The following is a 22,737-nucleotide window of genomic DNA, read 5'->3' as shown; positions in this document are numbered from 1 at the left end:
AGCGTCTTGTGGCAGCGCCCATTGCGAGACCAAAACCCTCTGCTGCGACGCGGCAATTCTAACGCGACGGTTGCGTTGCGCGCCAGTCTCCTCCCCGGTTATAGGGCGGAGGGTTGATGATGGCACCGAAAGCAGTGATTTTTGGCGGGCTCGGCAGCTTGGTGGAGTGCGCGGATTTGGACCGGCAGGCCTGGAATGCGGCCTTTCGGATACATGGCGTTGGCTGGGACTGGTCCTGGGATGTCTATGCCGAATTGATGCGCCCCGGCGGCGATTGGCAATTGGCGGCCCGCTTCGCGGATTATCTCGGCATGGAGGTGGATGCGGCGCGGCTGGACGTCACGCATCAGCGTCTGTTCGCGGCGCGGTTGGCCGATGGCATTCCGCTTCGCCCGGGTGTCGATGCGGTGCTGCGTTGGGCGGCGAAGGCGCGGCTGCCGATTGTCTTGGTCAGCCGGTCCGAAGCCGAGCCCGTCGAGGCGCTTTTGAAAGCGACAGCGCGGGCGCGGGCGGGCATTCCGTTTGACAGGATCATTCTGCGCAGCGATGTCCGCCGGATGGCGCCAGACCCCGAGGCAATGGTGCTGGCGCTGACGGAGCTGGGATTGGCACCAAAGCAGGCGGTGGCCATTGTCGATACACCCGCGACGGCGGAGGCCGCGCGGGAGGCGGGCCTGCCCTGCTTGGCCTATCCCGGCGTTTTGGCAGAAACCGAGCGCTTTGATCCCCCGATCGTGCGGGCACCGATCCTGCGGGTAGATCGGGTGATTGAAACGTGGCGCGGTCTGCCAATGATGGTGGCGGAATAACGCCGCTGCAGCCCCGATAGTTAACCTTTCCGTAAGATTTACCTTGTGCCGGATCGCGTCGCGGTTGATGGGGGGCATGAGAAAATGTTCACGCTTTGTTTGCATTCTTGCCACCCTGTATCTGTTCACGCTCTCCCCTGGCGGAGCGGAGGCGTTGCGCGGGGCTGTCGAAATCGTCGATGGAGATACTCTGCGTCTGGACGGGCGGGTGGTCCGACTAGATGGGATCGACGCACCGGAGCAGGATCAAAGCTGTCGCCGAGCGAATGGAGATGACTGGGCCTGCGGGGCCTGGGTCGCGGCGCAAGTGGCGGCGGAAACATACGGTGCCGTTGTGAACTGCGTGGGGGACGAAATCGACCGCTATGGCCGGCTTTTGGCGCGCTGCGCCACTGGGACAGGGCAGGATCTGGGCGACTGGTTGGTCAGCGGTGGCATGGCGCGGGCCTATCGGCGGTATTCGATGGCCTATGCGGCGCAAGAGGACGCGGCCCGGGCGGCTGGCGTTGGATTGTGGGCCGGTGCGTGGAGCGCCCCCGCCGACCATCGCGCGGGCCGCGCCGCGCCGCTATCAGATGTGGCGGCGGGCTGCGCGATCAAGGGCAATATCTCGGACAACGGTCGAATTTATCATGTGCCTGGGAGCCGATCTTATGGCCGAACGCGGATCGACCTAGCGCGCGGCGAGCGTTGGTTTTGCACCATTGCCGAGGCCGAAGCCGCAGGATGGCGCGCGCCGCGCGGATGACTTGATTTCCGTCAAATCGGAGCGCGGGCGCAAGTGCTACCAATTGAGTCGCACGCAGCATGCAGGAGGAAACCCGTATGTCCCACACCCCACATGAATTGGCCGAGGAATTCCCGGATAAGGTCGAGCAGATTCATATGCTCAAGACCACCGATAAGCATTTTGCCAAGCTGATGAAGGACTATCACGAGGTGAACCGTGCCGTGCACCGCGCAGAGACAGGCGTGGAACCCTGCGATAACCTGGCCCAGGTGCAGATGCGGAAAGAGCGGATGCATTTGAAAGATCAGATCGCGGCGATGTTGGCGAAGGCCTGACCGGAGGTCCCAAGCGCTGCATGGCGCGTTCTACCTGCCGGTCGTGACATGCGGCGGTTTGCCAAGCGACGCAGGTTTTCAGGGTGCAAGAGTGTCCCAACCAGATCCCCCACAGATCAGGTTTGTAAGAGGCCTCCGTTATGTTGCGCGGGTCGGATTGGGGGTGTTTTGCCTGATCTGGTTCATCTTCGCGCTGCTCTCCGGGGCGGAACAGGCGGGCGGTGTGCTGAGAAATAGCCCCAATGCCCTGCCCTGGGTTGGGCTGGCCATCCTGGTCGCTGTCGCGTTTCGATATGAGCGTCTCGGCGGCGGATTGGTTGTCGCCGCAGGGTTGTTCGCGGGAGTGTATTTTGACGCTCTGGCCGTTTGGCAGGTGATGGTCCTGATCCCGCTGCCCCTGATCCTATTCGGCGGAGCGCTGATCTATGTTGGATCGATAAGTCCTTTGGTGCGCCGGGGTTAAGCGGTCTCAGCGTCCTGGTCGTCGTCGGTGCCTTCGACTTGTGCCTGAAAGTTCTCGAAGAACTGATCGGCCATTTTCCGGGCGAAACTGTCGATCAGGCGCGAGCCGAGTTGGGCGATTTTGCCGCCGACTTTGGCGTCCACGTCATAATGCAGATCGGTGCCGCCGCCCTCGGCATCGCTGAGCGTAACCTCTGCACCACCTTTGGCAAAACCGGCCACCCCGCCTTTGCCCTCGCCAGAGATCGTATAGCTTGTTTCGGGCACGATATCGCTGAGCGTGACCTCCCCTTTGAACGTGGCTTTCACCGGGCCGACCTTCTGTTTGACCACGGCGGAGAACCCCTCTTCCGGCGATCCGGTCAGCTCTTCGCAGCCGGGAATGCAGGCTTTCAGGGTTTCGGCATCGTTCAACGCGGCCCAGACCGTGGCGCGGTCGGCGGCGATGGTGCGGGTGGCGTGTAATTCCATGAAACGTCTCCTCCAGGCGGTCTGATCAGGAGTAGAGCGCAGGCGCGGGCCGCGTCAACGTTCGATCTCATATGGCAGGGTGTCGCGATGGTTCGGATCGACGCTGAGCTTGCGTTCAAGCGGCGGGACCGAGCGTTGGTGACAGCCAACCCGTTCGCAAATCCGGCAGGAGATGCCAATCGGTTGGAAGCTGCTGGCGCTCGTCAGGTCCAGCCCATCGGCATAGACCAGCGCGCCGGCATGTTTCACCTCGCAGCCAAGCGAGATCGCATAGCGCCGGGTCGGGCTGTTCCAGGCACCGCCGGTTTTGGAAACGTCGCGGGCGAGGATCACATAGCGGACGCCATCGGGGGTTTCGGCCAGTTGCCGCAAGAACCGGCCCGGCGTTTCAAAGGCGCTATGCACATTCCAGAGCGGACAGGCCCCGCCGAAACGCGCGAATTGCAGCCGGGTGGCAGAGTGGCGTTTGGTGATCGTACCGGCCTGATCCACCCGGGTGAAGAAAAACGGCACGCCCTTGGCGCCCGGGCGTTGCAGGGTCGAGAGCCGATGGGCGATTTGCTCGATCGAGGCGTCGAATTGGATCGAGAGCCGTTCAAGATCATGGCGGGTCTCGGCGGCGGCTTCTGCGAAGCGGGTATAGGGCATGAGCACCGCGCCAGCGAAATAGTTGGCCATGCCGATCTGCGCGATGGCCCGCGCGGTGTCGGATTGGAACCGGGCGAGATCGAGCGTGGCCTCCAGAAGTTGGGCCTGTTCCAGAAGCGCATATTGGTGGAGCAGTTGGAAGCGTTGGGTTTCAGGCGCGGCGCGGGGCGAGAGGGTGAGGGTGCGCGAGGCTGTGTCATAGTGGCGGACGCCTTCGCCCGCCGCACGGCGGATGGTGATGCCACGAGCGCGGAGCAGTTCCTCGGTATGGCTGGCGAGATCGGAGGTGGCCTGCGCCGCGAAGCGTTCGGCGGCGCGGTCCATCGCGTCGATGTAATTGTCACAATAGTGGAAGAAATCGCGCACCTCTTCCCAGGGGGAGGCGGCGGTGGGTGTGCCGCTTTGGCCAAGCGCTTCGTCCAGCGAAGCGAGGCGTTCGTGGGTCTGACGATAGCTGCGATGCAGGTCGAGAAAGGCGCGGGCGAGGGCGGGGGCGTTGGAGGCCGCCAGGCGCAGATCGGCCAGCGGCGGGGTGCTGTCGGTAAAGACCGGATCGGCCAGTGCCTCGCGCATGTCAGAGACCAGACGTTCGGCATCACCGGTGCTGAGTTCAGTGACGTCGAAGCCGAATTCCTGCGCCAAGCCGAGGACAACCGTGGTCGAGACCGGGCGGTTGTTGTTCTCCATTTGATTGAGGTACGGGAGAGAGACGCCCAGCTTGGCGGCGAAATCCTTCTGCGTCAGGCCAAGGCGGGTGCGGAGTTCGCGGAGCTTGGCCCCGGCATAGAGTTTCTGAACGGCCATATGACCCTCGGTTTGCAGAATTTGCAGATCAGTTTGCAAATCTACCCGGTGGTCGTGTGTTTTGGAAGGGGCCGGTGAGCCTCGCGCGTTTCGCGTTGCTTCAGAGGCCAGAAACCTGCCGCTCGCGGCGGATGGTGTAAATGATCGAGGCCACGGCCAAGAGGGCCGTGATCAGCATGATCCAAATCAGCGGAAAGGCCCCGCGGCCTTCGGTCAAAAGTGTGCCGGCCAATGCCGAGAGGGCCGCGCCGCCGCCAATCATGAAGGCCCCGCCAAGACGGAGGCCGTGCCCGCCAGATGGGGCCGGACAGACAACATGCCGGATGTGGCGTTGGGCAGGACCATGCCATTGCCGAGGCCGACAAAGGTCATGAAGCCAAAGAAGATCGGCGCCGTCTGCACCCCGCCTAAGAAGAACAAGAGCGAGAGGAAAACGCCGGTTGCCGAGATAATCGCGCCCCAAAGGATCATCGCGTTGATGCCGACGCGGACCGAGTAGCGACCAGAGACGAAATTGCCGAAGAAATAGCCCACAGCCGGGGCGCCGAAGAAGAAGCCAACCATCGCGGGCGAGAGGCCAAAGACTTCGGACCCGACATAAGGCGCACCGCCGAGATAAGCGAAAAACGCGCCCGAGGCGAAGGCGGCGGCGAGGCAATACCCCCAGAACCGACGCGAAGCGAGCAATTCGGGGTATTCGGCGAATTGTGCCCTGAAACTCGTGGCTTTGAGGGCGGCCGTCTCTCCCAAATCGCGCCAGATGAGGGCCCAGACCATTATGCCGAGGATGGCCAGGAGCCAGAAGGTCGACTGCCAGCCGAGGGTTTCATCCATGATGCCGCCAAAGACCGGACCGATCATCGGGACAATCGCCATCCCCATGGTGACATAACCGATCATCGATGCGGCTTCTTCCTGTGGGACCATATCGCGGACGACGGCCCGGCCCAGAACCATGCCGACCACAACGGTTGCCTGGATCATGCGGAACACCAGGAATATCTCGACCGTGGTGGCAAAGACGCAGCCGATTGTGGCGAGAATGAAGATGCCCAGACCCCAGAGCAGGACGGGCCTGCGCCCATAGCGGTCAGAGATTGGGCCGACGATCAGTTGCAGCACGGCGTTCATGCCAAGATAGCCCGCGACCGAGAGCTGCATCACCCTATAGTCGGTGTCGAAATAGACCGACATATTGGGCAGCGAGGGCAGAAACAGGTTCATCGACAACGCGCCGAGCCCGGTCAGCACGATGAGGGTGAAGATATGTGGAGGGGTTGTCCGGTCTAAAAACCGGACAGTCGGCCGCGAACTCATATGAGAGGTCTATGTCGCAGCCCGGAGCTTGTCCATGGCGCGGATGCACAGGCGGCTGTGCATCTTGGGTATTTGCGAGTTTGCAATATTACAGTGCAGGTTGCGAATGAATTTGCAAATATGCGAGTTCGGGCTGTCTTTGCGGGGACCATCTGGATAACCTGCCCGGAAACGCGCGCGTATCTCGCGCCTGGATCGGAGGGACCCCATGAAAGACATCCTGCAAGAGCTTGAGCATCGTCGCGAAGAGGCCCGCCTGGGCGGTGGCCAGAAACGCATCGATAGCCAGCACGCCAAGGGCAAGCTGACGGCGCGCGAACGGATCGAGCTTTTGCTGGATGAGGACAGTTTCGAAGAATACGACATGTTCGTCACCCATCGCTGCACCGATTTCGGGATGGAGAAGACCAAACCGCGCGGCGATGGCGTTGTCACCGGCTGGGGCACGGTGAACGGGCGGATGATCTATGTGTTTTCGCAGGATTTCACGGTTCTGGGGGGGTCGGTCTCGGAAACCCATGCGGCGAAAATCTGCAAAATCATGGATATGGCGATGCAGAACGGCGCGCCTGTGATCGGGATCAACGATTCCGGCGGCGCGCGGATTCAGGAAGGGGTCTCCAGCCTCGCGGCCTATGGCGAGGTGTTCCAGCGCAATATTCGCGCCTCTGGCGTTGTGCCGCAGATCTCCATGATCATGGGCCCCTGTGCGGGCGGCGCGGTCTATTCGCCGGCGATGACCGATTTCATCTTCATGGTGAAGGACAGCTCTTACATGTTCGTCACCGGGCCGGACGTGGTGAAGACCGTGACCAATGAGCATGTGACGGCTGAGGAACTGGGCGGGGCCACGACCCATACCCGCAAATCCTCCGTCGCGGATGGCGCGTTTGAAGATGACGTCGAAGCGCTGAACGAAGTGCGCCGGTTGATCGACTTCCTGCCGCTGTCGAACCGGGAAAAGCCGCCGGTCCGCGCGTTTTTCGACAGCCCCGACCGGATTGAGGAGAGCCTCGACACGCTGGTCCCCGACAATCCGAACATGCCCTATGACATGAAGGAATTGATCCTGAAGACCGCCGATGAGGGCGATTTTTTCGAGATTCAGGAGGAGTTCGCGAAAAACATCATCACCGGCTTCATCCGGCTTGAGGGCCAGACAGTCGGTGTGGTCGCCAATCAGCCCCTGAACCTCGCCGGTGTGCTTGATATCGACAGCGCCCGAAAAGGGGCACGGTTCGTGCGGTTCTGCGATGCGTTTGAGATTCCGATCCTGACCTTTGTCGATGTGCCAGGCTTCCTGCCCGGGACGGGGCAGGAATATGCGGGCGTGATCAAACACGGCGCGAAACTGCTCTTCGCCTATGGTGAGGCGACGGTGCCGAAAGTGACGGTGATCACCCGGAAAGCTTATGGCGGGGCCTATGTGGTGATGAGTTCGAAACACATGCAGGGCGATATCAACTACGCCTGGCCGACCTCAGAGATTGCGGTGATGGGGGCGAAAGGGGCGACGGAGATTCTGCACCGGGCCGATCTGGACGATCCGGAAAAGATCGCGGCCCATACGGCGGAATATGAGGACCGGTTTGCGAACCCGTTTGTCGCCGCCGAACGTGGCTTCATCGATGAGGTGATCCAGCCGCGTTCCACCCGGCGGCGGGTCTGCCGGGCCTTTGCCGCGCTTCGGACCAAGCAAGTGCAAATGCCGTGGAAAAAGCACGACAATATTCCGTTGTGAGTCGGGATGTCTGAGCCGGTTTTCCATATGATTTCGGGCGGCCCTCGCCCCGTAGCGCCGTTTTCCCATGCGGTCGAGACGGATGGCTGGGTGATCCTGACGGGCCAGATGCCGACCGATCCGGAGAACCCCGACAGGCCATTGCCCAACGGGATCGTGGCGCAGACCCAGGCGGTGATGCGGAACCTGGAGATCGTGCTCCAAGGGGTGAGGCTTGATCTAAGACATGTGGTGCAATGCCGTTGTTATCTGACAGCGTTCGAGCGCGACTATGCGGCGTTCAATGAGACCTATCAGAGCTATTTTCCTACGGATCGGCGGCCCGCGCGCACGACCGTGGGGGTCACGGCGCTGGCGGTGGGCGCGTTGGTCGAAATCGACATGTTGGCGCGGCGGCCATGAAGGCGTTGGTGATCCCTCTCGCCCTCGTGGCGGCACCGGCGGAGGCGGAAGAGGAAGAGGTGGTCGCGCCGTCGGGGATGGCGGTGACGTTGCACGAGGTGCTCTATGAGGTGCAGCCCTATTCCGAGGAGTTATGGGCGGTGATCCGACTTCTGGCCCCGGATCTTGCCGATGCCGAGGATGACCCGCAGGAGGATTTGGATTGGGCATGCACGCATTTCGCGCCGGAGGCTGTAGACGCTGCCCCCGAACCGCCAGTGCAGATCGTTGTGCAGATCATGGATCGGGTGGTGCCGCGTGGGCAGGCCGATGCCGAGGCTGCGCAGGTTTTTGCCGGGTATGTCTTTGACGACGACTCCTGCATCTGGGAGGGTTTTTGATGCAGCCACAATATGTTGCGGATCGCGGTTCATGCCGACAAGCATTTGATGCAAGCGCGCCACAGACCCGAGCTGTCCCGCGAAACCGGTGTCGATTGATCCCAATTCAGGGTATCTTCGGCCCTGGTTACCTCCAAGTGACCGAACCAATGATCATGACTGGGATCAACCCCGGCAGGGTCACACATAACAGGAGAGCGAGATGTCCAAGAGCATCAAAGCGCTTCTTGCATTGGGACTTTTGGCAAGCGTCGCCGCTTGTGCGCAGGCTCCCGCGCAGGAAGAAATCATCATTGTCGAGCCGGCCCCTATTGTCGAGGAACCGGTGTACAACAAGTACAACTGACGGTGTCCTCGCCGGACGGGCTTTGCTGTCCGTCCGGCACATCGCGGCCACTCCGGCGGCGATCTTTTTTGAACCTCTTTGTAATGTGACGCGAACACAGTATTGTGAAGTCACATTTTTGAAGGGGAGACTCCCATGCTTAGAATACGATTGTTGGCCATTGCGGGCCCCGCGGCGTTGGTTTTGGCCGGATGTGCACAGCCACCAGAGCCGCAAGTGGCGCGAGCGATGCCACTCTTTTCCAAATCCGGCGAAGCGCTTTGTGTCCCAAGTGATCCTGTGCCCGGTACGAATTATTCGCCGAATATTCCGAACTGCGATGAGGTCTGTGAGGAAAGCTACACAGCTGGCGCGAATGTGGCCATCTGTCCGCCCGTCTACGATCGCGGACGTCAGCCGATTGGCGATGATGGTGACGACAGTTCGACCCAGACCGGTGGGCGTGGTCAGAACGCCGCTGGTGGCCCACGGGTTCCGTAACTCTGAGAATTGGGGGCCGCGATGATCAAGCATCGCGGCTTCCCTGGCCGCCTTCCGGGCAGCGATTATCAATTCACCATCCGCCGTGAAAACAAGGCAGGAGCAACACCGCTTATCCGGCGGGAGCGCCATGCCGACCGACGCCCCGCCGATCGGCGCGCGGACGCGGCTTTCATGGAGGCGCTTTGGCTCTATTTCGGCTCAGAGCCTTTTGAGCGCGGAAACCTGGATGCCGGACGGCTGAGTTGGGTGTTCGGTCGTGAAGTCGTTGTCGCCGAAGATCCATTTGATCCCAAGAGTTATGACGCCCTTCTGCAAATTGATGAGGGTCGCGCCCGCGCATCTTTCCCTGAGGCTTTTGACGGGCGCGGTATTTGGGAGGGCGGATCGGCATGATGCTGCCTATGCTCTTCTCGATTGCGCGGTTTCCGGCCCAAAGCAAATTTGCCGGTAACTTGTCCTTTTGGGCCGGTTTTTCCTGTGCCAACGTCCTTTTACCGGCCCCTGTCCCCAGCTGTTTTCGGGCCGGTCGTGACAAGACGTGTTACCCTTCCCCTTCGAAGCGGTCGGCCAGGTTTCTGTGCCGACCGCCTTTTTTCCGGGGGCGAACTGAGGTAGGCTGTCGCGATAGAGGCATAAAATCGACAGGAGAAGACGCACAATGCGCGGAACCTACAAACTCACACTCGTCCTTGTTGCCACACTGGGCCTATCGGCTTGCGTGGCGTCCGATTTGGAACGCGCCGGTCTTGGCGCCGCGGCCGGTGGTGTCACCGCAGCCGCGCTTAACGGCAATATCGCAACTGGTGTGCTTATCGGTGCGGCCGGCGGCGCGCTTTGCGACGACGCAGGGCTCTGCAACTAAGGCGCGACCCGCCACAACCCGTACCAACGATCTAACAGAAGGCCGCCGGGGCAGGACCCCAGTCGGCCTTTTTTGTGTTGAAGACAGGCCACCATGCCTGAAAGAAGGGGACAGCCAATAATGTTCAAGAAACTGCTCATCGCCAATCGCGGCGAGATTGCTTGCCGCGTGATCAAGACAGCGCAGAAGATGGGGATCAAGACGGTTGCGATCTATTCCGATGCGGATCGCAATGCGCTGCATGTGAAGATGGCCGATGAAGCGGTACATATTGGGCCGCCAGCCGCGTCGGAAAGCTACATCGTGATCGACAAGGTGATGCAGGCGATCCGCGACACGGGCGCTGAGGCTGTGCATCCAGGCTATGGCTTTCTTTCTGAAAACAAGAAATTCGCTGAGGCCCTCGAAGCCGAAGGCGTGGCCTTTGTCGGCCCGCCTGCTGGTGCAATTGAATCGATGGGCGACAAGATCACCTCGAAAAAGATTGCTCAAGAGGCGGGGGTGAGCACCGTGCCCGGCTATATGGGGCTGATCGAGGATGCCGAAGAGGCAGTCAAAATCTCGAATGAGATTGGCTATCCGGTGATGATCAAAGCCAGCGCTGGTGGTGGCGGCAAGGGCATGCGGATCGCTTGGAATGATGACGAAGCGCGCGAAGGTTTCCAAAGCTCGAAAAACGAAGCGGCCAGCAGCTTCGGCGATGACCGGATTTTCATTGAGAAGTTCGTCACCCAACCACGCCATATCGAGATTCAGGTTCTGGCTGACAGCCATGGCAACGCGGTCTATCTGGGTGAGCGGGAATGCTCGATCCAACGCCGGAACCAAAAGGTGATCGAAGAGGCCCCGTCGCCGTTCCTGGATGAGGCCACGCGGAAAGCGATGGGGGAGCAGGCCGTCGCCTTGGCCGAAGCGGTCGGATACACCAGTGCGGGCACGGTCGAATTCATCGTTGATGGTGAGAAAAACTTCTATTTCCTTGAGATGAACACCCGGCTTCAGGTGGAACATCCGGTGACGGAGCTGATCACCGGCGTCGATCTGGTGGAGCAGATGATCCGCGTTGCGGGCGGAGAGGCGCTGCCCTTTGGGCAAGACGACATCACGCTGACCGGTTGGGCGATCGAGAGTCGGCTTTACGCTGAGGACCCGTATCGCGGCTTCCTGCCTTCCATCGGGCGTCTCGTGCGTTATCGCCCGCCGGCGGAAATCGCGTCTGGGCCGCTCCTGGACAGTGACAAGTGGCAAGGTGAGGCTCCAAGCGGCACAACGGCGGTGCGGAATGACACCGGCGTCTTCGAGGGCGGCGAGATTTCGATGTATTATGACCCGATGATCGCCAAGCTCTGCACCTGGGCACCGGATAGGCCCGCAGCGATTGAAGGCATGCGCAACGCGCTCGATGGGTTCGAGCTGGAAGGGATTGGGCACAATCTGCCATTCCTCGCTGCCGTGATGGACCATCCGCGTTTTGTCTCGGGCGAGATCACGACGGCCTTTATCGAGGAGGAATATCCCGATGGGTTCGAGGGCGTGACGCCACAGGGCAATGATCTGAAACATCTGGCTGCGGTCGCGGCGCATATGAAGATGTTGAAAGAGGAGCGGGCTGCCAAGATCAGCGGCACGATGCCCAATCATTCGCGCCGCGTTGCCCCCGATTGGGTGGTGTTTGTCGGCAAGGAATCCTTCCCGGTCCATATCGAAGAGACCGATTTCGGCACCGAGGTGACCTTCGCCGATGACAGTCATTTCAAGGTGAACTCGGACTGGCAGCTTGGCGATACGCTGTTTGAAGGCAGCGTGGGTGAGCGTCCGATGATCGTGAAGACCGATTTCATCCGAGGCGGTGCGCGGCTCCGGTATCGCGGTGCGGATCTCAAAGCGGTGGTCCGAACGCCAAGGCAGGCCGAATTGGCGGGGCTGATGCCGGAGAAGCTACCGCCGGATACGTCGCGGTTGCTGCTCTGCCCGATGCCGGGCTTGATCGTGAAGGTTGATGTGGCCGAGGGCGATGAGGTGCAGGAAGGCCAAGCGCTTTGCACCATCGAGGCGATGAAGATGGAAAACATCCTGCGTGCCGAGAAGAAAGGCGTGGTCGCCAAGATCAACGCAGGCGCCGGTGATAGCCTTGCGGTCGATGACGTGATTATGGAGTTCGAGTGATCCGGTGACCTGGGCCGTTCCGCATATCCCTGGCGCGGGCTATCCGCCCGACCGCAACTCTTCGATGCGGAGCGGCATGTTGTCGATGGCGCGCATGATCTCGCGCACATCGCGTGGCGAGGGGCGGCGCAGATTGACCGTGCCGTCTTTGTCCATCAGCACGAGTGCAAAGCCGCGCGGGCGCAGCTGGCGGCGAATCTCTGACTGGGCCTCGGGGTCGATGTCGAAGATGATCACCACATCGCGTTCCAAAAGCGGGTCGGGCCGGTCGGCCAGAAGCGCCATTTGCTCGCGGAATCTGGGATCGGCATCGGTGTCGGCAAAGACCACAATCGGTCTGGAGACCCAAAGAAAGTCGTTCAAATCCAAATCAACCGCGCTGCGCGGTTCCAGCGGATCAACAGCCTCGGTTTCGGTTTCCCCAGTCTCGTTTTGCGCCATCGCAACATCTTGCGCTGCCCCGGGCAAGGCGAGAAAGAGTGAAAAACCAAGGGTTAGGCTGGTCAGTAGGGATGCGCGCATGAATCCTCCGTCTCTGCCAGATATAGGGGGTCAGCGAAGGAATGCGAAGTGTTTCGTGGCGCAATACGCCTCGGATTGCGGCAAAAACCTGATTTGCCTGGCTCACAGATGCGCTGCGGCATTGTGGCGGGCGAAACCTGCTTCAATTGAAGGGCTTAAGCCGGTGCAAGGTTCGCTACTGCTCGGGCGGCCCCGTTTGCCGGGAAACCTGCCTTGGTGGTCCGTCAAGGCCGCTGAGCTGCGACGAGATATCGACGGCCCGACCACAGATCGGGACGCGACAAGACAAGTAAGAGGATCCTAATATGACGGAGAACACCGACGCCTGGCGTGACCTGGCCGCGAAAGAGTTGCGCGGTCGCGCCTTGGACGATCTGACCTGGGACACGCTGGAGGGCATCCCGGTCAAACCGCTCTATACCTCTGAAGATGCGACGGACCTGCCACATATGGGGGGTGTACCGGGCGAGGCGCCGTTTACCCGGGGCGTGAAGGCGACGATGTATGCCGGGCGGCCCTGGACGATCCGGCAATATGCGGGTTTCTCGACGGCGGAAGAGTCGAATGCCTTTTACCGCAAAGCGCTGGCCGCCGGGCAGCAAGGCGTGTCCGTCGCCTTCGATCTGGCCACGCATCGGGGGTATGACAGCGATCATCCCCGCGTTGTGGGTGATGTGGGCAAGGCCGGTGTGGCGATTGATAGTGTGGAGGATATGAAAATCCTCTTCGACGGGATCCCACTTGATAAGGTCTCTGTCTCGATGACGATGAACGGTGCGGTGATCCCGATCCTGGCGAATTTCATCGTGGCAGGTGAGGAGCAGGGCCATGAGCGCGCGGTGCTCTCTGGCACCATTCAGAACGACATTCTGAAAGAGTTCATGGTGCGGAACACTTATATCTACCCGCCCGAGGCCTCGATGCGGATCATTGCCGATATCATCGAATATACGTCGAACGAGATGCCCAAATTCAACTCGATCTCGATCTCCGGCTATCACATGCAGGAGGCGGGGGCGAACCTTGTGCAAGAGCTGGCCTATACGCTGGCCGATGGCCGCGAATATGTGCGCGCGGCAATGGCCCGTGGCATGGATGTCGACAAATTCGCCGGGCGGCTGAGCTTCTTCTTCGCCATCGGGATGAATTTCTTCATGGAGGCGGCCAAGCTCCGCGCGGCACGGTTCCTCTGGCACCGGATCATGACGGAGTTCGGTGCGAAATCCGAACGCTCCAAGATGCTTCGGACCCACTGTCAGACCTCGGGGGTCAGCCTGCAGGAGCAGGATCCCTATAACAACGTTGTCCGCACTGCCTATGAAGCAATGAGTGCGGTTCTGGGTGGTACGCAGTCGCTGCATACCAACGCTCTGGACGAAGCCATTGCATTGCCCACCGAGTTTGCCGCTCGGATTGCTCGGAATACGCAGTTGATTTTGCAAGAAGAAACCGGCGTGACCAATGTGGTCGACCCGTTGGCGGGGTCCTACTATGTCGAAGCGCTGACGGCAGAACTGATCGAGCAGGCTTGGGCCCTGATCGAAGAGGTCGAAGAGATGGGCGGCATGACCAAAGCTGTCGCCACCGGCATGCCGAAGCTTCGGATCGAGGAAAGCGCGGCCAAGCGCCAGGCGATGATCGACCGGGGCGATGAGGTGATTGTCGGGGTGAACAAGTACCGGCTGACCGAGGAAGACCCGATCGATATTCTCGAAATTGACAACACCGCGGTTCGGGAGGCGCAGGTGGCGCGGCTGGCGCGCATCCGCGAGACGCGTGATGCGGCGGCCTGCGAGGGTGCCCTTGCGGCGCTTGAGCAGGCCGCCTCGACCGGCACTGGAAATCTGTTGGAACTGGCCGTGGAAGCGGCCCGCGCGCGGGCATCCGTGGGGGAGATCAGCATGGCGATGGAAAAATCCTTTGGCCGCCACCGGGCGGAAGTGAAAACCCTGGCTGGTGTCTATGGTGCCGCCTATGAAGGCGATGAAGGCTTCGCGGCGATCCAGGCCGATGTAGAGAAATTCGCCGAGGCAGAGGGCCGCCGCCCGCGTATGCTGGTGGTGAAAATGGGCCAGGATGGGCATGACCGGGGTGCGAAGGTGATCGCCACGGCCTTTGCCGATATCGGCTTCGATGTGGATGTGGGGCCGCTCTTCCAAACCCCGGAAGAGGCAGCGCAGGACGCGATCGACAATGACGTTCATGTCATCGGCATCTCGTCTCAGGCCGCCGGGCACAAAACCCTCGCGCCAAAGCTGATCGAGGCGCTGAAGGCCAATGATGCCGGAGATATCATCGTGATTTGTGGCGGCGTGATCCCGCATCAGGACTACGAGTTCCTGCAAAATGCTGGTGTCAAAGCCATCTTTGGGCCCGGCACGAACATCCCGGAAGCGGCTCAGGACATTCTGCGCTTGATTGGGGAAGCCCGAGGCTGATCCGCGCAATATTGAGAGATTGAGGAGAGGGAGCCGGAAAACGCACGTTTTCCGGTCGGTTTCCTCGCGGAAACCGGCCTTTGGGTTTGCTCTTGCCCTGATCCGGCCCCTGTCGCATCAAGGGGCAGGAAGGAGACCCGCGCGTTATGGCTTTGCCGGTCCGACAACAACTGATCTATTGGGGCATCGCCTTTGCGGTATTCCTTTTGATCCTGTGGGCGCTTGGCGATGTCATTTTGCCGTTCGTCGTCGGCGGTGCCGTGGCGTATTTCCTTGATCCTGTGGCCGATTGGCTTGAAGCAAAGGGGCTCAAACGTATCTGGGCCACGGTTCTGATTTCTTTGATGGCGCTGCTGGCCGTTGTCATTGCCGCGCTGATCGTGGTGCCGCTTCTGATCAGTCAGCTCACGGGCCTCATCTCCGCGGCACCTGATCTTTTCATCCAATTGCGCGATTTCCTAATTACGCAGTTCCCGCAATTGATGGATGAGAGCTCACCACTCCGGGGCTCGCTCGTGGCAATCGGCGAGACGATCCAATCCCGTGGCGGTGAGTTGCTCAATGGCGTATTGAGTTCGGCCATGTCGGTGATCAATGTCATCGTGTTCATCGTCGTTGTGCCCGTCGTCTCATTCTATCTGCTGTGGGATTGGGACCGGATGGTGGCCCGGATCGACGATCTTCTGCCGCGCGATCACCGCCCGGTCATCCGCCGTCTGGCGTCTGAGATTGATCAGACCTTGGCGAGTTTCGTCCGCGGCCAGGGGACGGTCTGCCTGATCCTGGGCACGTTCTATGCCGTTGCCTTGATGATTATCGGCCTGCAATTCGGCGTTGTTGTCGGGTTTATCGCCGGTTTGATCTCGTTCATCCCCTATATCGGGGCGCTGTTCGGCGGGGTGCTGGCCGTCGGCTTGGCGCTCTTCCAGTTCTGGGGCGAATGGTGGTGGATCGTTGCCGTGGCGGCGATTTTTCAAGTTGGCCAAGTTGTCGAGGGCAATATCCTGACCCCCAATCTGGTGGGTGGCTCGGTCGGACTGCACCCGGTGTGGTTGATCTTTGCGCTTTCAGCCTTTGGCGCGGTGTTCGGCTTTGTTGGCCTATTGGTGGCGGTGCCGGTCGCGGCCGTGATCGGTGTTTTGGTCCGATATGGGGTGGAGCAATATAAGCAGAGTTTGCTCTATCAGGGCCTTGGCGAGACCAAGGACGACTAGCGATGGCCGAGCAGCTGGTCTTCACACTTCCCCTACGCGCCGCGATGGGGCGCGAGGATTTCTTCGTCTCCCCGGGCAATGCGGTGGCGGTCGCCGGTATCGACGGTTGGCAAAGCTGGCCTTTTGGGAAAATGATCTTGGTTGGTCCCGAAGGGGCGGGCAAGACCCATCTGGCGCATGTCTGGGCCGATATGTCGGGCGCGGTTCTGATCCAAGCGCGCGATCTGACGGCGGCGCGGGTTGAGGCGCTGGCCGATGCGCCGGGCGTTGCTGTGGAAGACGCCGATGACATTGCCGGTCAACCGGAGGCAGAAACGGCGCTGTTCCATTTGCACAATGCCCTGGCCGGGCGCGATGCGCCGCTCCTCCTGACAGCGCGGGATGCGCCGGAACGTTGGGGGCTGGGTCTGCCCGATCTGGACAGCCGGATGCGGCAGGCGGGCGTGTTGCGTTTGTCTCCACCCGATGACGCGCTTCTGGCGGCGGTCATGTTGAAACTCGCCCAAGACAGGGAGATGCCCCTCAAGCCACGCATCCTGAGCTATGCCTTGGCTCGAATCGAACGTTCTTTTGCCGCCGCTCAGGCCTTTATCACGGCGCTTGACGCGATGGCATTGGCGGCAAAACGCCCACCCACCCGCAAAATGGCCAAGGCGATCCTTGCGGATGACAAGGAATAAATGTCACGTTCTTGATATAGAACTGACCTAACGCAAGAACCCATGAGCACAGCAGATTTCCTCACCGCCCCAATTCCTGATCCCGTTGATTTACCCGAGGCGCAAACCAAGGGGCCACAACGGTTTTTCAATCGGGAGCTTAGTTGGCTTGCGTTTAACTGGCGGGTGTTGGAAGAGGCCGAAAATCCGCGTGTGCCGCTTTTGGAACGCGTCCGGTTTGTTTCGATCTCGGCGGGCAATCTTGATGAGTTTTACACGGTCCGTGTCGCCGGCCTGCGTGAGTTGGCGCTTGAGGGCAATGTCATGCCCTCCGACGATGGCCGCAGCCCGACGGAACAGCTGACGCTGATCAATGCCGATGCCCGCGCCTTGATGCAGAGCCAGCAGGACGTTTGGATTGCGTTGAAAAAGGAACTGGAAGGCGAGGGGATCAACGTCGTCGCCCGGTCGGACCTCACCGCTGCGGACAAATCCTATCTTGAAACGGTGTTTTTGACCCAGGTGTTTCCGGTTCTGTCGCCTTTGGCCATCGACCCGGCGCATCCGTTCCCGTTTATCGCCAACGAAGGGTTCTCCCTCGCGCTGCAGATGAAACGCGAGCGCGACGGGCGGAGCTTGCAAGCGCTTTTGCCTATTCCGGGGCAGATCGACCGTTTTGTGCAACTGCCAGCCCCTGCCGGGCAGGCCAGATTCCTGCCATTGGAAGAGCTGTTGCTGCTGCATGGGGGCGCTGTTCCCCGGCTATAAACTCACCGGGTCGTGCAGCTTCCGCATCTTGCGCGACAGCGATCTGGAGGTCGAGGAAGAGGCCGAAGATTTGGTGCGCGAATTTGAGACCGCACTCAAGCGCCGCCGCCGTGGCGAAGTTGTTCGCCTGCAAATCTCTGATGCAGCGCCAGAAAATCTGCGCGCGGAGATCATCGAACAACTTAATGTTCAAGGCGACGAGATCGTTGAAGTCAAAGGCATGATCGGCCTCATCGCTCTGAAAGAACTGGTGATCGATGAACGCCCCGATCTGCTCTGGCCTGGCTTCATGCCGCGCGTGCCCGAGCGGGTGCAGGATCACGAAGGGGATATGTTCGCTGCGATCCAGCAGAAGGATATGCTGCTCCATCACCCCTATGAGACCTTCGACATGGTGGTCCGCTTTCTGGCGCAGGCGGCGCGGGACCCAAATGTTGTGGCGATCAAACAGACGCTTTATCGGACGTCCAACGAGAGCCCGATTGTCGAAGCGCTGTGTGAGGCGGCGGAGAACGGCAAGTCGGTCACCGCACTTGTTGAGTTGAAAGCGCGGTTTGATGAGGCGGCGAATATCCGACAATCGCGCAAGCTGGAACGCTCGGGCGCGCATGTGGTTTACGGCTTCATCAACTATAAAACCCACGCCAAGATCTCGACGGTCGTGCGCCGCGAGGGTGACAAGCTGGTGACTTACACCCATTACGGAACCGGCAATTACCACCCGATCACCGCGCGGATTTACACCGATTTGAGCCTTTTCACTTGCGACGATGCGCTTGGTCGGGATGCGACGAAGGTGTTCAATTATATCGGCGGATATGCCGAGCCAGATGGGCTGGAGAATCTGGCGATCTCTCCGATCAGCCTGAAATCGACAATCCTCGAGAACCTCAAGGCCGAGGCGGCGCATGCCAAAGCGGGTAAACCGGCGATGGTTTGGGCCAAGATGAACAGCCTGATTGAGGCCGATGTCATCGACGCGCTCTATGAGGCGAGCCAGGCGGGTGTGAAGATTGATCTGGTGATCCGGGGCATCTGCGGGCTTCGGCCTGGGGTGAAGGGGTTGAGCGAGAATATCCGGGTGAAATCGGTCGTGGGCCGGTTCCTGGAGCACTCGCGGATTGTCTGTTTTGGCAACGGATCGGGCCTGCCGTCGAAGAAGGCGCGGGTCTATATCAGCTCGGCGGATTGGATGGGCCGGAACCTGAACCGACGGGTCGAAACTCTGGTGGAATGCAAAAATGCGACGGTGAAAGCGCAGATTGTGAGCCAGATCATGGCTGCCAATCTGGCCGATGTGGCGCAAAGCTGGGTGTTGACCCCCGATGGCAGCTTTGAGCGCCCCGACCTGAGCCAGATCGAGAACCCGTTTTCCTGCCACCGGTTCTTTATGGAGAACCCTTCCCTGTCGGGCCGAGGGTCCGCCGGGGCGAAAGACGTGCCAGCGCTGACCCATTCGAATGATTGACGGGTGCGTGAGCGGCATGTCATGCCTGTGACTATGATGGGAGAGGCTGCCGTTCCGATTGAGACGCACCCCGATTGGGGGCCGTTTGGCGCGCCGCTTTTCGATGGGCCGCAAGCCCGCGCGCTAAGCCGGGTGGGCGTGATCGATATCGGCTCGAACTCCGTCCGGCTGGTGGTGTTCGACGGCGCGGCGCGGTCGCCGGCCTATTTCTTCAACGAGAAAATCCTTTGCGGTCTGGGTGCAGGCTTTGCCGAAACCGGGCGGCTTTCGGTTGATGGTCGCGCGCGGGCTTTGACTGCTTTGAAACGCTTTGCGGCACTGGCCGAGGCGATGGATGTGTCGCCTTTGGTGACGGTTGCGACAGCAGCGGTGCGGGAGGCCGCGGATGGGCCAGAGTTTCGCGCCGAAGTGGCGGCGGAGACTGGCTTGCAGATTGTCGTCGTCGATGGCGCGGAAGAGGCGCGGCTCGCGGCGCAGGGTGTGCTGTTGGGCTGGCCCGGGGCGCAGGGGCTGATCTGCGATATCGGTGGCTCGTCTATGGAGTTGGCGGAGTTGTTGGGCGAAGGCCAGGTGGGCCGATGCGAGACCTCCGATCTGGGGCCGTTGAAGCTGATGGGGATCAAGGGCGGCAAAAAAGCCGTTCGCGCCCATATCAAGGATCGGATCGTAGCGCTCAAAACCCAGTTCCCGGACCGCCCGGAGCGGTTGTTTTTAGTCGGCGGATCGTGGCGTGCCATTGCCCGGATCGACATGGAGCGGCGCGGGTACCCTTTGAAAGTGCTGCATGAGTATCGCATGACGCCGCGTGCGATCATGGAGACGATCAAATACATCGCCAAGACCGATATCGAGGTGTTGCGGGGGCAAACCGGCACCAGCGAGGCGCGGATGCGCCTGGTGCCTTTGGCGTCCGAGGTCCTGCGCGTGTTGATGCGGCAGATCAGGCCGCATGAGGTGGCGATCTCAAGCTATGGCATCCGCGAGGGGTTGCTCTATGAGCAGATGGGGCCGGAGCTCCGCCATCGTGACCCTCTGATCGAAGCCGCGCGCCATGCGGAGGCGCAGAACGCGCGGATGCAAGGCTTTGGTCGTGCGCTCTACAAATTCGTGGAACCGCTTTTTGCCAATGCCAAACCGGCCCGGAAGCGCTTGGTACGCGCGGCCTGTCTGCTGCATGATGTAAGCTGGCGCGCTCATCCCGATTACCGGGCCGAGGTGTGTTTCGACACCGCAACCCGCGCCAATTTGGGCGGCATGACCCATGCGGAGCGGGTGTTTTTGGGCCTGGCGTTGTTGCACCGGTATAAATCCAGCCGCTCGGGCACGAATTTTGACACGGATTTGTTGAAGCTTTTGCCTGAGGCCGATGTGGTGCAGGCGGAGATCTTGGGCCGCGCAATGCGCTTTGGCGCGATGTTTGCGCTGGACCGACTGCCGGATCATGGGCGGCTCAAGCTTTATCCAAAGAAGAGAGTTCTGGAGCTGACACTGACGACCGACGCGGGGCGGAACCTGTTTGGCGAGGTGGCCGAGGCCCGGTTTCAGGCGCTTGCAGGTGCGATTGGGGCCGAGGCGGTGGTACGCTCCGGCCCCTGATCAAAGCTCAGTGGCAGGCCGGACGATCGCCAGGGATCAACACACGATCAATCACATGGATCACGCCGTTGTCGGCCTCAATATCGGCGATGACCACATTGGCCATTTCTCCGGAGCCGTCGGCGATGGACACGCCACCCGAGCCAGCGGTTACGCAAAGGCGCGCTGAGGTCAGTGCCGGGCGGATATAGATCGACCCGTTTGGCAACATGCCCGAGGTCAGTTCGCGATCATCCACATGGTAGAGCAAGATATCGGTCAACTGCCCCTGGTTCTCCGGCAAGAGCAGCGTTTCAACCGTACCCTCAGGCAGCGCGGCGAAGGCGTCATTGACCGGCGCGAAGACGGTGAACGGGCCAGGTCCAGACAGCGTATCGACCAGGCCTGCTGCGGTCACGGCGGCCACGAGGGTCGAGAAGCGCTCATCGGCGGCGGCGATATCAACGATGGTGTTAGCGCTGGCAGCGGAGCCCATCAGGGTGGCCGCGGTGAGGGCGGTGGCAAGCAATTTTTTCATTTATGTGTCTCCCATTGTCTGAACACGGAAGGGGTTACGAGGGGTCATCTTGATCCGATCACGGCGATCACGATCCTGTGATGGTGCGTGATCTCTTGTCCGACCTCGGGCAATCGCGTAACCCGGGCGGAACGCGACCCCGAGATGAGAGAACCCATGCGCCTAAGCCGCTATTTCCTGCCCGTTCTGAAAGAGACCCCTGCCGAGGCGCAGATTGTCAGCCACCGGCTGATGTTGCGCGCGGGGATGATCAAACAAGCCAGTGCGGGGATCTATTCGTGGCTGCCGCTTGGCTATCGGGTACTGACGCGGATCGCGCGGATCGTGAATGAAGAGCAGCAACGCGCGGGCCATATCCCGATGTTGATGCCCACTTTGCAAAGCGCCGATCTTTGGAAAGAGAGCGGGCGTTATGACGCTTATGGTCCAGAGATGCTGCGCATTCGCGACCGGCAAGATCGGGATATGCTTTACGGTCCGACCAATGAAGAGCTGATCACCGATATTTTCCGGTCCCATGTAACCAGCTACAAGGACCTGCCGCTGACGCTCTATCATATCCAGTGGAAATTCCGCGATGAGATCCGCCCGCGCTTTGGCGTGATGCGCGGGCGCGAGTTCCTGATGAAAGATGGCTATAATTTCGACGTGTCGAAAGAAGCCGCGATGCACGCGTATAATCGCCATTTGGTGAGCTATCTGCGCACCTATGAGCGCATGGGCCTCCAAGCGATCCCGATGCGGGCCGATAGCGGGCCGATTGGCGGCGATGACACCCATGAGTTTCTGGTGTTGGCCGAGACCGGCGAGAGCGAAGTGTTTTATGACAGCGAGATCACCGATCTGAAATTCGGTGACCGCGCGGTGGATTATGACAATGAGGCAGAGTGTCAGGCTGTGTTGGAAGAGTTCACCAGCCGATATGCGCGCACCGACGAGACCCATGACGAAGCGCTCTTCATGGAAATCCCCGAAGAACGGCGCCGGGTGGCCCGCGGCATCGAAGTGGGTCAGATTTTCTATTTCGGCACCAAATACTCCGACGCGATGGGCGCGACGGTGCAAACCGCCGATGGGCAGAAAGTGCCGGTTCATATGGGCAGCCACGGGATCGGTGTCAGCCGCCTGATGGGGGCGATTATCGAGGCCAGCCATGACGACAAAGGCATCATCTGGCCCGAAGGTGTGACGCCATTCCATTGCGGCATCGTCAATCTGCGTCAGGGTGATGCTGGCACGGATGCCGCTTGCGAAGGGCTTTATAAGGCGCTTCAGGCCAAGGGGCTCGAGCCGCTCTATGACGACCGCGAAGAGCGGGCGGGCGCGAAATTCGCCACCATGGATCTAATCGGTCTTCCCTGGCGGATCACCGTCGGGCCACGTGGGCTGGACAAAGGCGGTGGAACTCACCTGCCGCCGGACCGGCGAGAGCGAAGAGATGAGCGCGGAGGCGGCGGCGGCAAAAGTGGCCGAAATCTATGCGCCGCATCATGGCCATGCTGGCGCGATGGTTGAGCCGATGGCGGATCGGAGCTTCCACACGTGGCTCTAGCGCCAGACAGGCGTGTCTGAACTCTAACGACTCATACTGTCCCGGCG

At 60.7% G+C, this 22,737-nt stretch carries 20 protein-coding genes and 3 pseudogenes; 18 read left to right on the top strand and 5 right to left on the bottom strand.

What is annotated here, in order from left to right; translation table 11 throughout:
* The first annotated feature begins 119 nt into the window (after positions 1-119).
* The 4 genes from QTA57_RS01090 (at position 120) to QTA57_RS01075 (ending at position 2,337) form a co-directional block, all read left to right on the top strand.
* Positions 120-809 (top strand): HAD family hydrolase, encoded by a 690-nt coding sequence (locus QTA57_RS01090; RefSeq protein ID WP_290153208.1) that lies wholly within the window; start codon positions 120-122, stop codon positions 807-809.
* Between the two features lie 154 nt (positions 810-963).
* Positions 964-1,557 (top strand): thermonuclease family protein, encoded by a 594-nt coding sequence (locus tag QTA57_RS01085; RefSeq protein WP_290153207.1) that lies wholly within the window; start codon positions 964-966, stop codon positions 1,555-1,557.
* 77 nt (positions 1,558-1,634) lie between these two features.
* Positions 1,635-1,874 (top strand): YdcH family protein, encoded by a 240-nt coding sequence (locus QTA57_RS01080; RefSeq protein WP_290153206.1) that lies wholly within the window; start codon positions 1,635-1,637, stop codon positions 1,872-1,874.
* Positions 1,875-2,037: 163 nt separating this feature from the next.
* Entirely contained in the window at positions 2,038-2,337 is a 300-nt protein-coding gene (locus tag QTA57_RS01075) for a hypothetical protein (protein ID WP_290153205.1), read from the top strand.
* Here QTA57_RS01075 and QTA57_RS01070 read toward each other — a convergent pair.
* The 3 genes and pseudogenes from QTA57_RS01070 to QTA57_RS01060 all read right to left on the bottom strand — a co-directional run bounded on the left by QTA57_RS01070 (position 2,334) and on the right by QTA57_RS01060 (position 5,576).
* Complete coding sequence (locus QTA57_RS01070; protein WP_290153204.1) at positions 2,334-2,807, bottom strand: CoxG family protein; 474 nt, start codon at positions 2,805-2,807, stop codon at positions 2,334-2,336. The two genes, QTA57_RS01075 and QTA57_RS01070, sit on opposite strands and share 4 nt — an antisense overlap.
* A gap of 54 nt (positions 2,808-2,861) precedes the next feature.
* Positions 2,862-4,259, bottom strand: a complete 1,398-nt coding sequence (locus QTA57_RS01065; RefSeq protein WP_290153203.1) for a helix-turn-helix domain-containing protein — start codon at positions 4,257-4,259, stop codon at positions 2,862-2,864.
* A 100-nt stretch (positions 4,260-4,359) separates the two neighbouring features.
* A pseudogene (locus tag QTA57_RS01060) lies at positions 4,360-5,576 on the bottom strand (multidrug effflux MFS transporter).
* Positions 5,577-5,784: 208 nt separating this feature from the next.
* On the opposite strand from QTA57_RS01060, the gene QTA57_RS01055 reads away from it, so the two are divergent.
* The 8 genes from QTA57_RS01055 to QTA57_RS01020 all read left to right on the top strand — a co-directional run bounded on the left by QTA57_RS01055 (position 5,785) and on the right by QTA57_RS01020 (position 11,956).
* A complete protein-coding gene (locus QTA57_RS01055) occupies positions 5,785-7,317 on the top strand; it encodes an acyl-CoA carboxylase subunit beta (protein WP_290153202.1) in 1,533 nt (510 codons plus the stop codon).
* Between the two features lie 6 nt (positions 7,318-7,323).
* Complete coding sequence (locus QTA57_RS01050; protein WP_290153201.1) at positions 7,324-7,719, top strand: RidA family protein; 396 nt, start codon at positions 7,324-7,326, stop codon at positions 7,717-7,719.
* Positions 7,716-8,099, top strand: a complete 384-nt coding sequence (locus QTA57_RS01045; RefSeq protein WP_290153200.1) for a DUF6497 family protein — start codon at positions 7,716-7,718, stop codon at positions 8,097-8,099. Before QTA57_RS01050 ends, QTA57_RS01045 begins: the two co-directional genes overlap by 4 nt.
* Positions 8,100-8,301: 202 nt before the next feature.
* Positions 8,302-8,445 carry a hypothetical protein gene (locus QTA57_RS01040; RefSeq protein ID WP_171557724.1) on the top strand — a complete coding sequence of 48 codons (144 nt, stop codon included), beginning with the start codon at positions 8,302-8,304 and terminating at the stop codon, positions 8,443-8,445.
* A 135-nt stretch (positions 8,446-8,580) separates the two neighbouring features.
* Complete coding sequence (locus QTA57_RS01035) at positions 8,581-8,925, top strand: hypothetical protein (protein WP_290153199.1); 345 nt, start codon at positions 8,581-8,583, stop codon at positions 8,923-8,925.
* A gap of 21 nt (positions 8,926-8,946) precedes the next feature.
* Positions 8,947-9,321: a hypothetical protein gene (locus QTA57_RS01030; RefSeq protein WP_290153198.1), complete on the top strand. Its 375-nt coding sequence runs from the start codon at positions 8,947-8,949 to the stop codon at positions 9,319-9,321.
* Positions 9,322-9,586: 265 nt separating this feature from the next.
* Positions 9,587-9,790: a hypothetical protein gene (locus tag QTA57_RS01025; RefSeq protein WP_145211553.1), complete on the top strand. Its 204-nt coding sequence runs from the start codon at positions 9,587-9,589 to the stop codon at positions 9,788-9,790.
* A 120-nt stretch (positions 9,791-9,910) separates the two neighbouring features.
* Positions 9,911-11,956 carry an acetyl-CoA carboxylase biotin carboxylase subunit gene (locus tag QTA57_RS01020; RefSeq protein WP_290153197.1) on the top strand — a complete coding sequence of 682 codons (2,046 nt, stop codon included), beginning with the start codon at positions 9,911-9,913 and terminating at the stop codon, positions 11,954-11,956.
* 39 nt (positions 11,957-11,995) lie between these two features.
* Here the strand turns inward: QTA57_RS01020 and QTA57_RS01015 are convergent, their stop codons facing one another.
* A complete protein-coding gene (locus QTA57_RS01015; RefSeq protein ID WP_290153196.1) occupies positions 11,996-12,478 on the bottom strand; it encodes a DUF4174 domain-containing protein in 483 nt (160 codons plus the stop codon).
* Positions 12,479-12,783: 305 nt separating this feature from the next.
* On the opposite strand from QTA57_RS01015, the gene scpA reads away from it, so the two are divergent.
* From scpA to QTA57_RS00990, 5 genes and pseudogenes are all read left to right on the top strand, one after another.
* Positions 12,784-14,916: a methylmalonyl-CoA mutase gene (scpA, locus tag QTA57_RS01010; RefSeq protein WP_171557731.1), complete on the top strand. Its 2,133-nt coding sequence runs from the start codon at positions 12,784-12,786 to the stop codon at positions 14,914-14,916.
* A gap of 146 nt (positions 14,917-15,062) precedes the next feature.
* Complete coding sequence (locus QTA57_RS01005) at positions 15,063-16,130, top strand: AI-2E family transporter (RefSeq protein ID WP_290153195.1); 1,068 nt, start codon at positions 15,063-15,065, stop codon at positions 16,128-16,130.
* A gap of 2 nt (positions 16,131-16,132) precedes the next feature.
* On the top strand, positions 16,133-16,810 hold the full coding sequence (locus QTA57_RS01000; RefSeq protein WP_290153194.1) for a P-loop NTPase family protein: 678 nt from the start codon (positions 16,133-16,135) through the stop codon (positions 16,808-16,810).
* Between the two features lie 42 nt (positions 16,811-16,852).
* Positions 16,853-19,025: pseudogene (locus tag QTA57_RS00995) on the top strand (RNA degradosome polyphosphate kinase).
* Between the two features lie 21 nt (positions 19,026-19,046).
* A complete protein-coding gene (locus QTA57_RS00990; protein WP_290153193.1) occupies positions 19,047-20,621 on the top strand; it encodes a Ppx/GppA family phosphatase in 1,575 nt (524 codons plus the stop codon).
* Between the two features lie 7 nt (positions 20,622-20,628).
* Here the strand turns inward: QTA57_RS00990 and QTA57_RS00985 are convergent, their stop codons facing one another.
* Complete coding sequence (locus QTA57_RS00985; RefSeq protein WP_145211536.1) at positions 20,629-21,138, bottom strand: fasciclin domain-containing protein; 510 nt, start codon at positions 21,136-21,138, stop codon at positions 20,629-20,631.
* Positions 21,139-21,294: 156 nt separating this feature from the next.
* On the opposite strand from QTA57_RS00985, the pseudogene proS reads away from it, so the two are divergent.
* Positions 21,295-22,690 (top strand): annotated as a pseudogene (gene proS, locus QTA57_RS00980) (proline--tRNA ligase).
* Positions 22,691-22,737: the final 47 nt, after the last annotated feature.

The sequence above is a fragment of the Fontisubflavum oceani genome, from assembly GCF_030407165.1.
GTDB lineage: Bacteria > Pseudomonadota > Alphaproteobacteria > Rhodobacterales > Rhodobacteraceae > Rhodophyticola > Rhodophyticola oceani.
The sequence above is the reverse complement of the archived record's forward strand: the minus strand, read 5'-3'. Positions and strand labels throughout refer to the sequence as shown.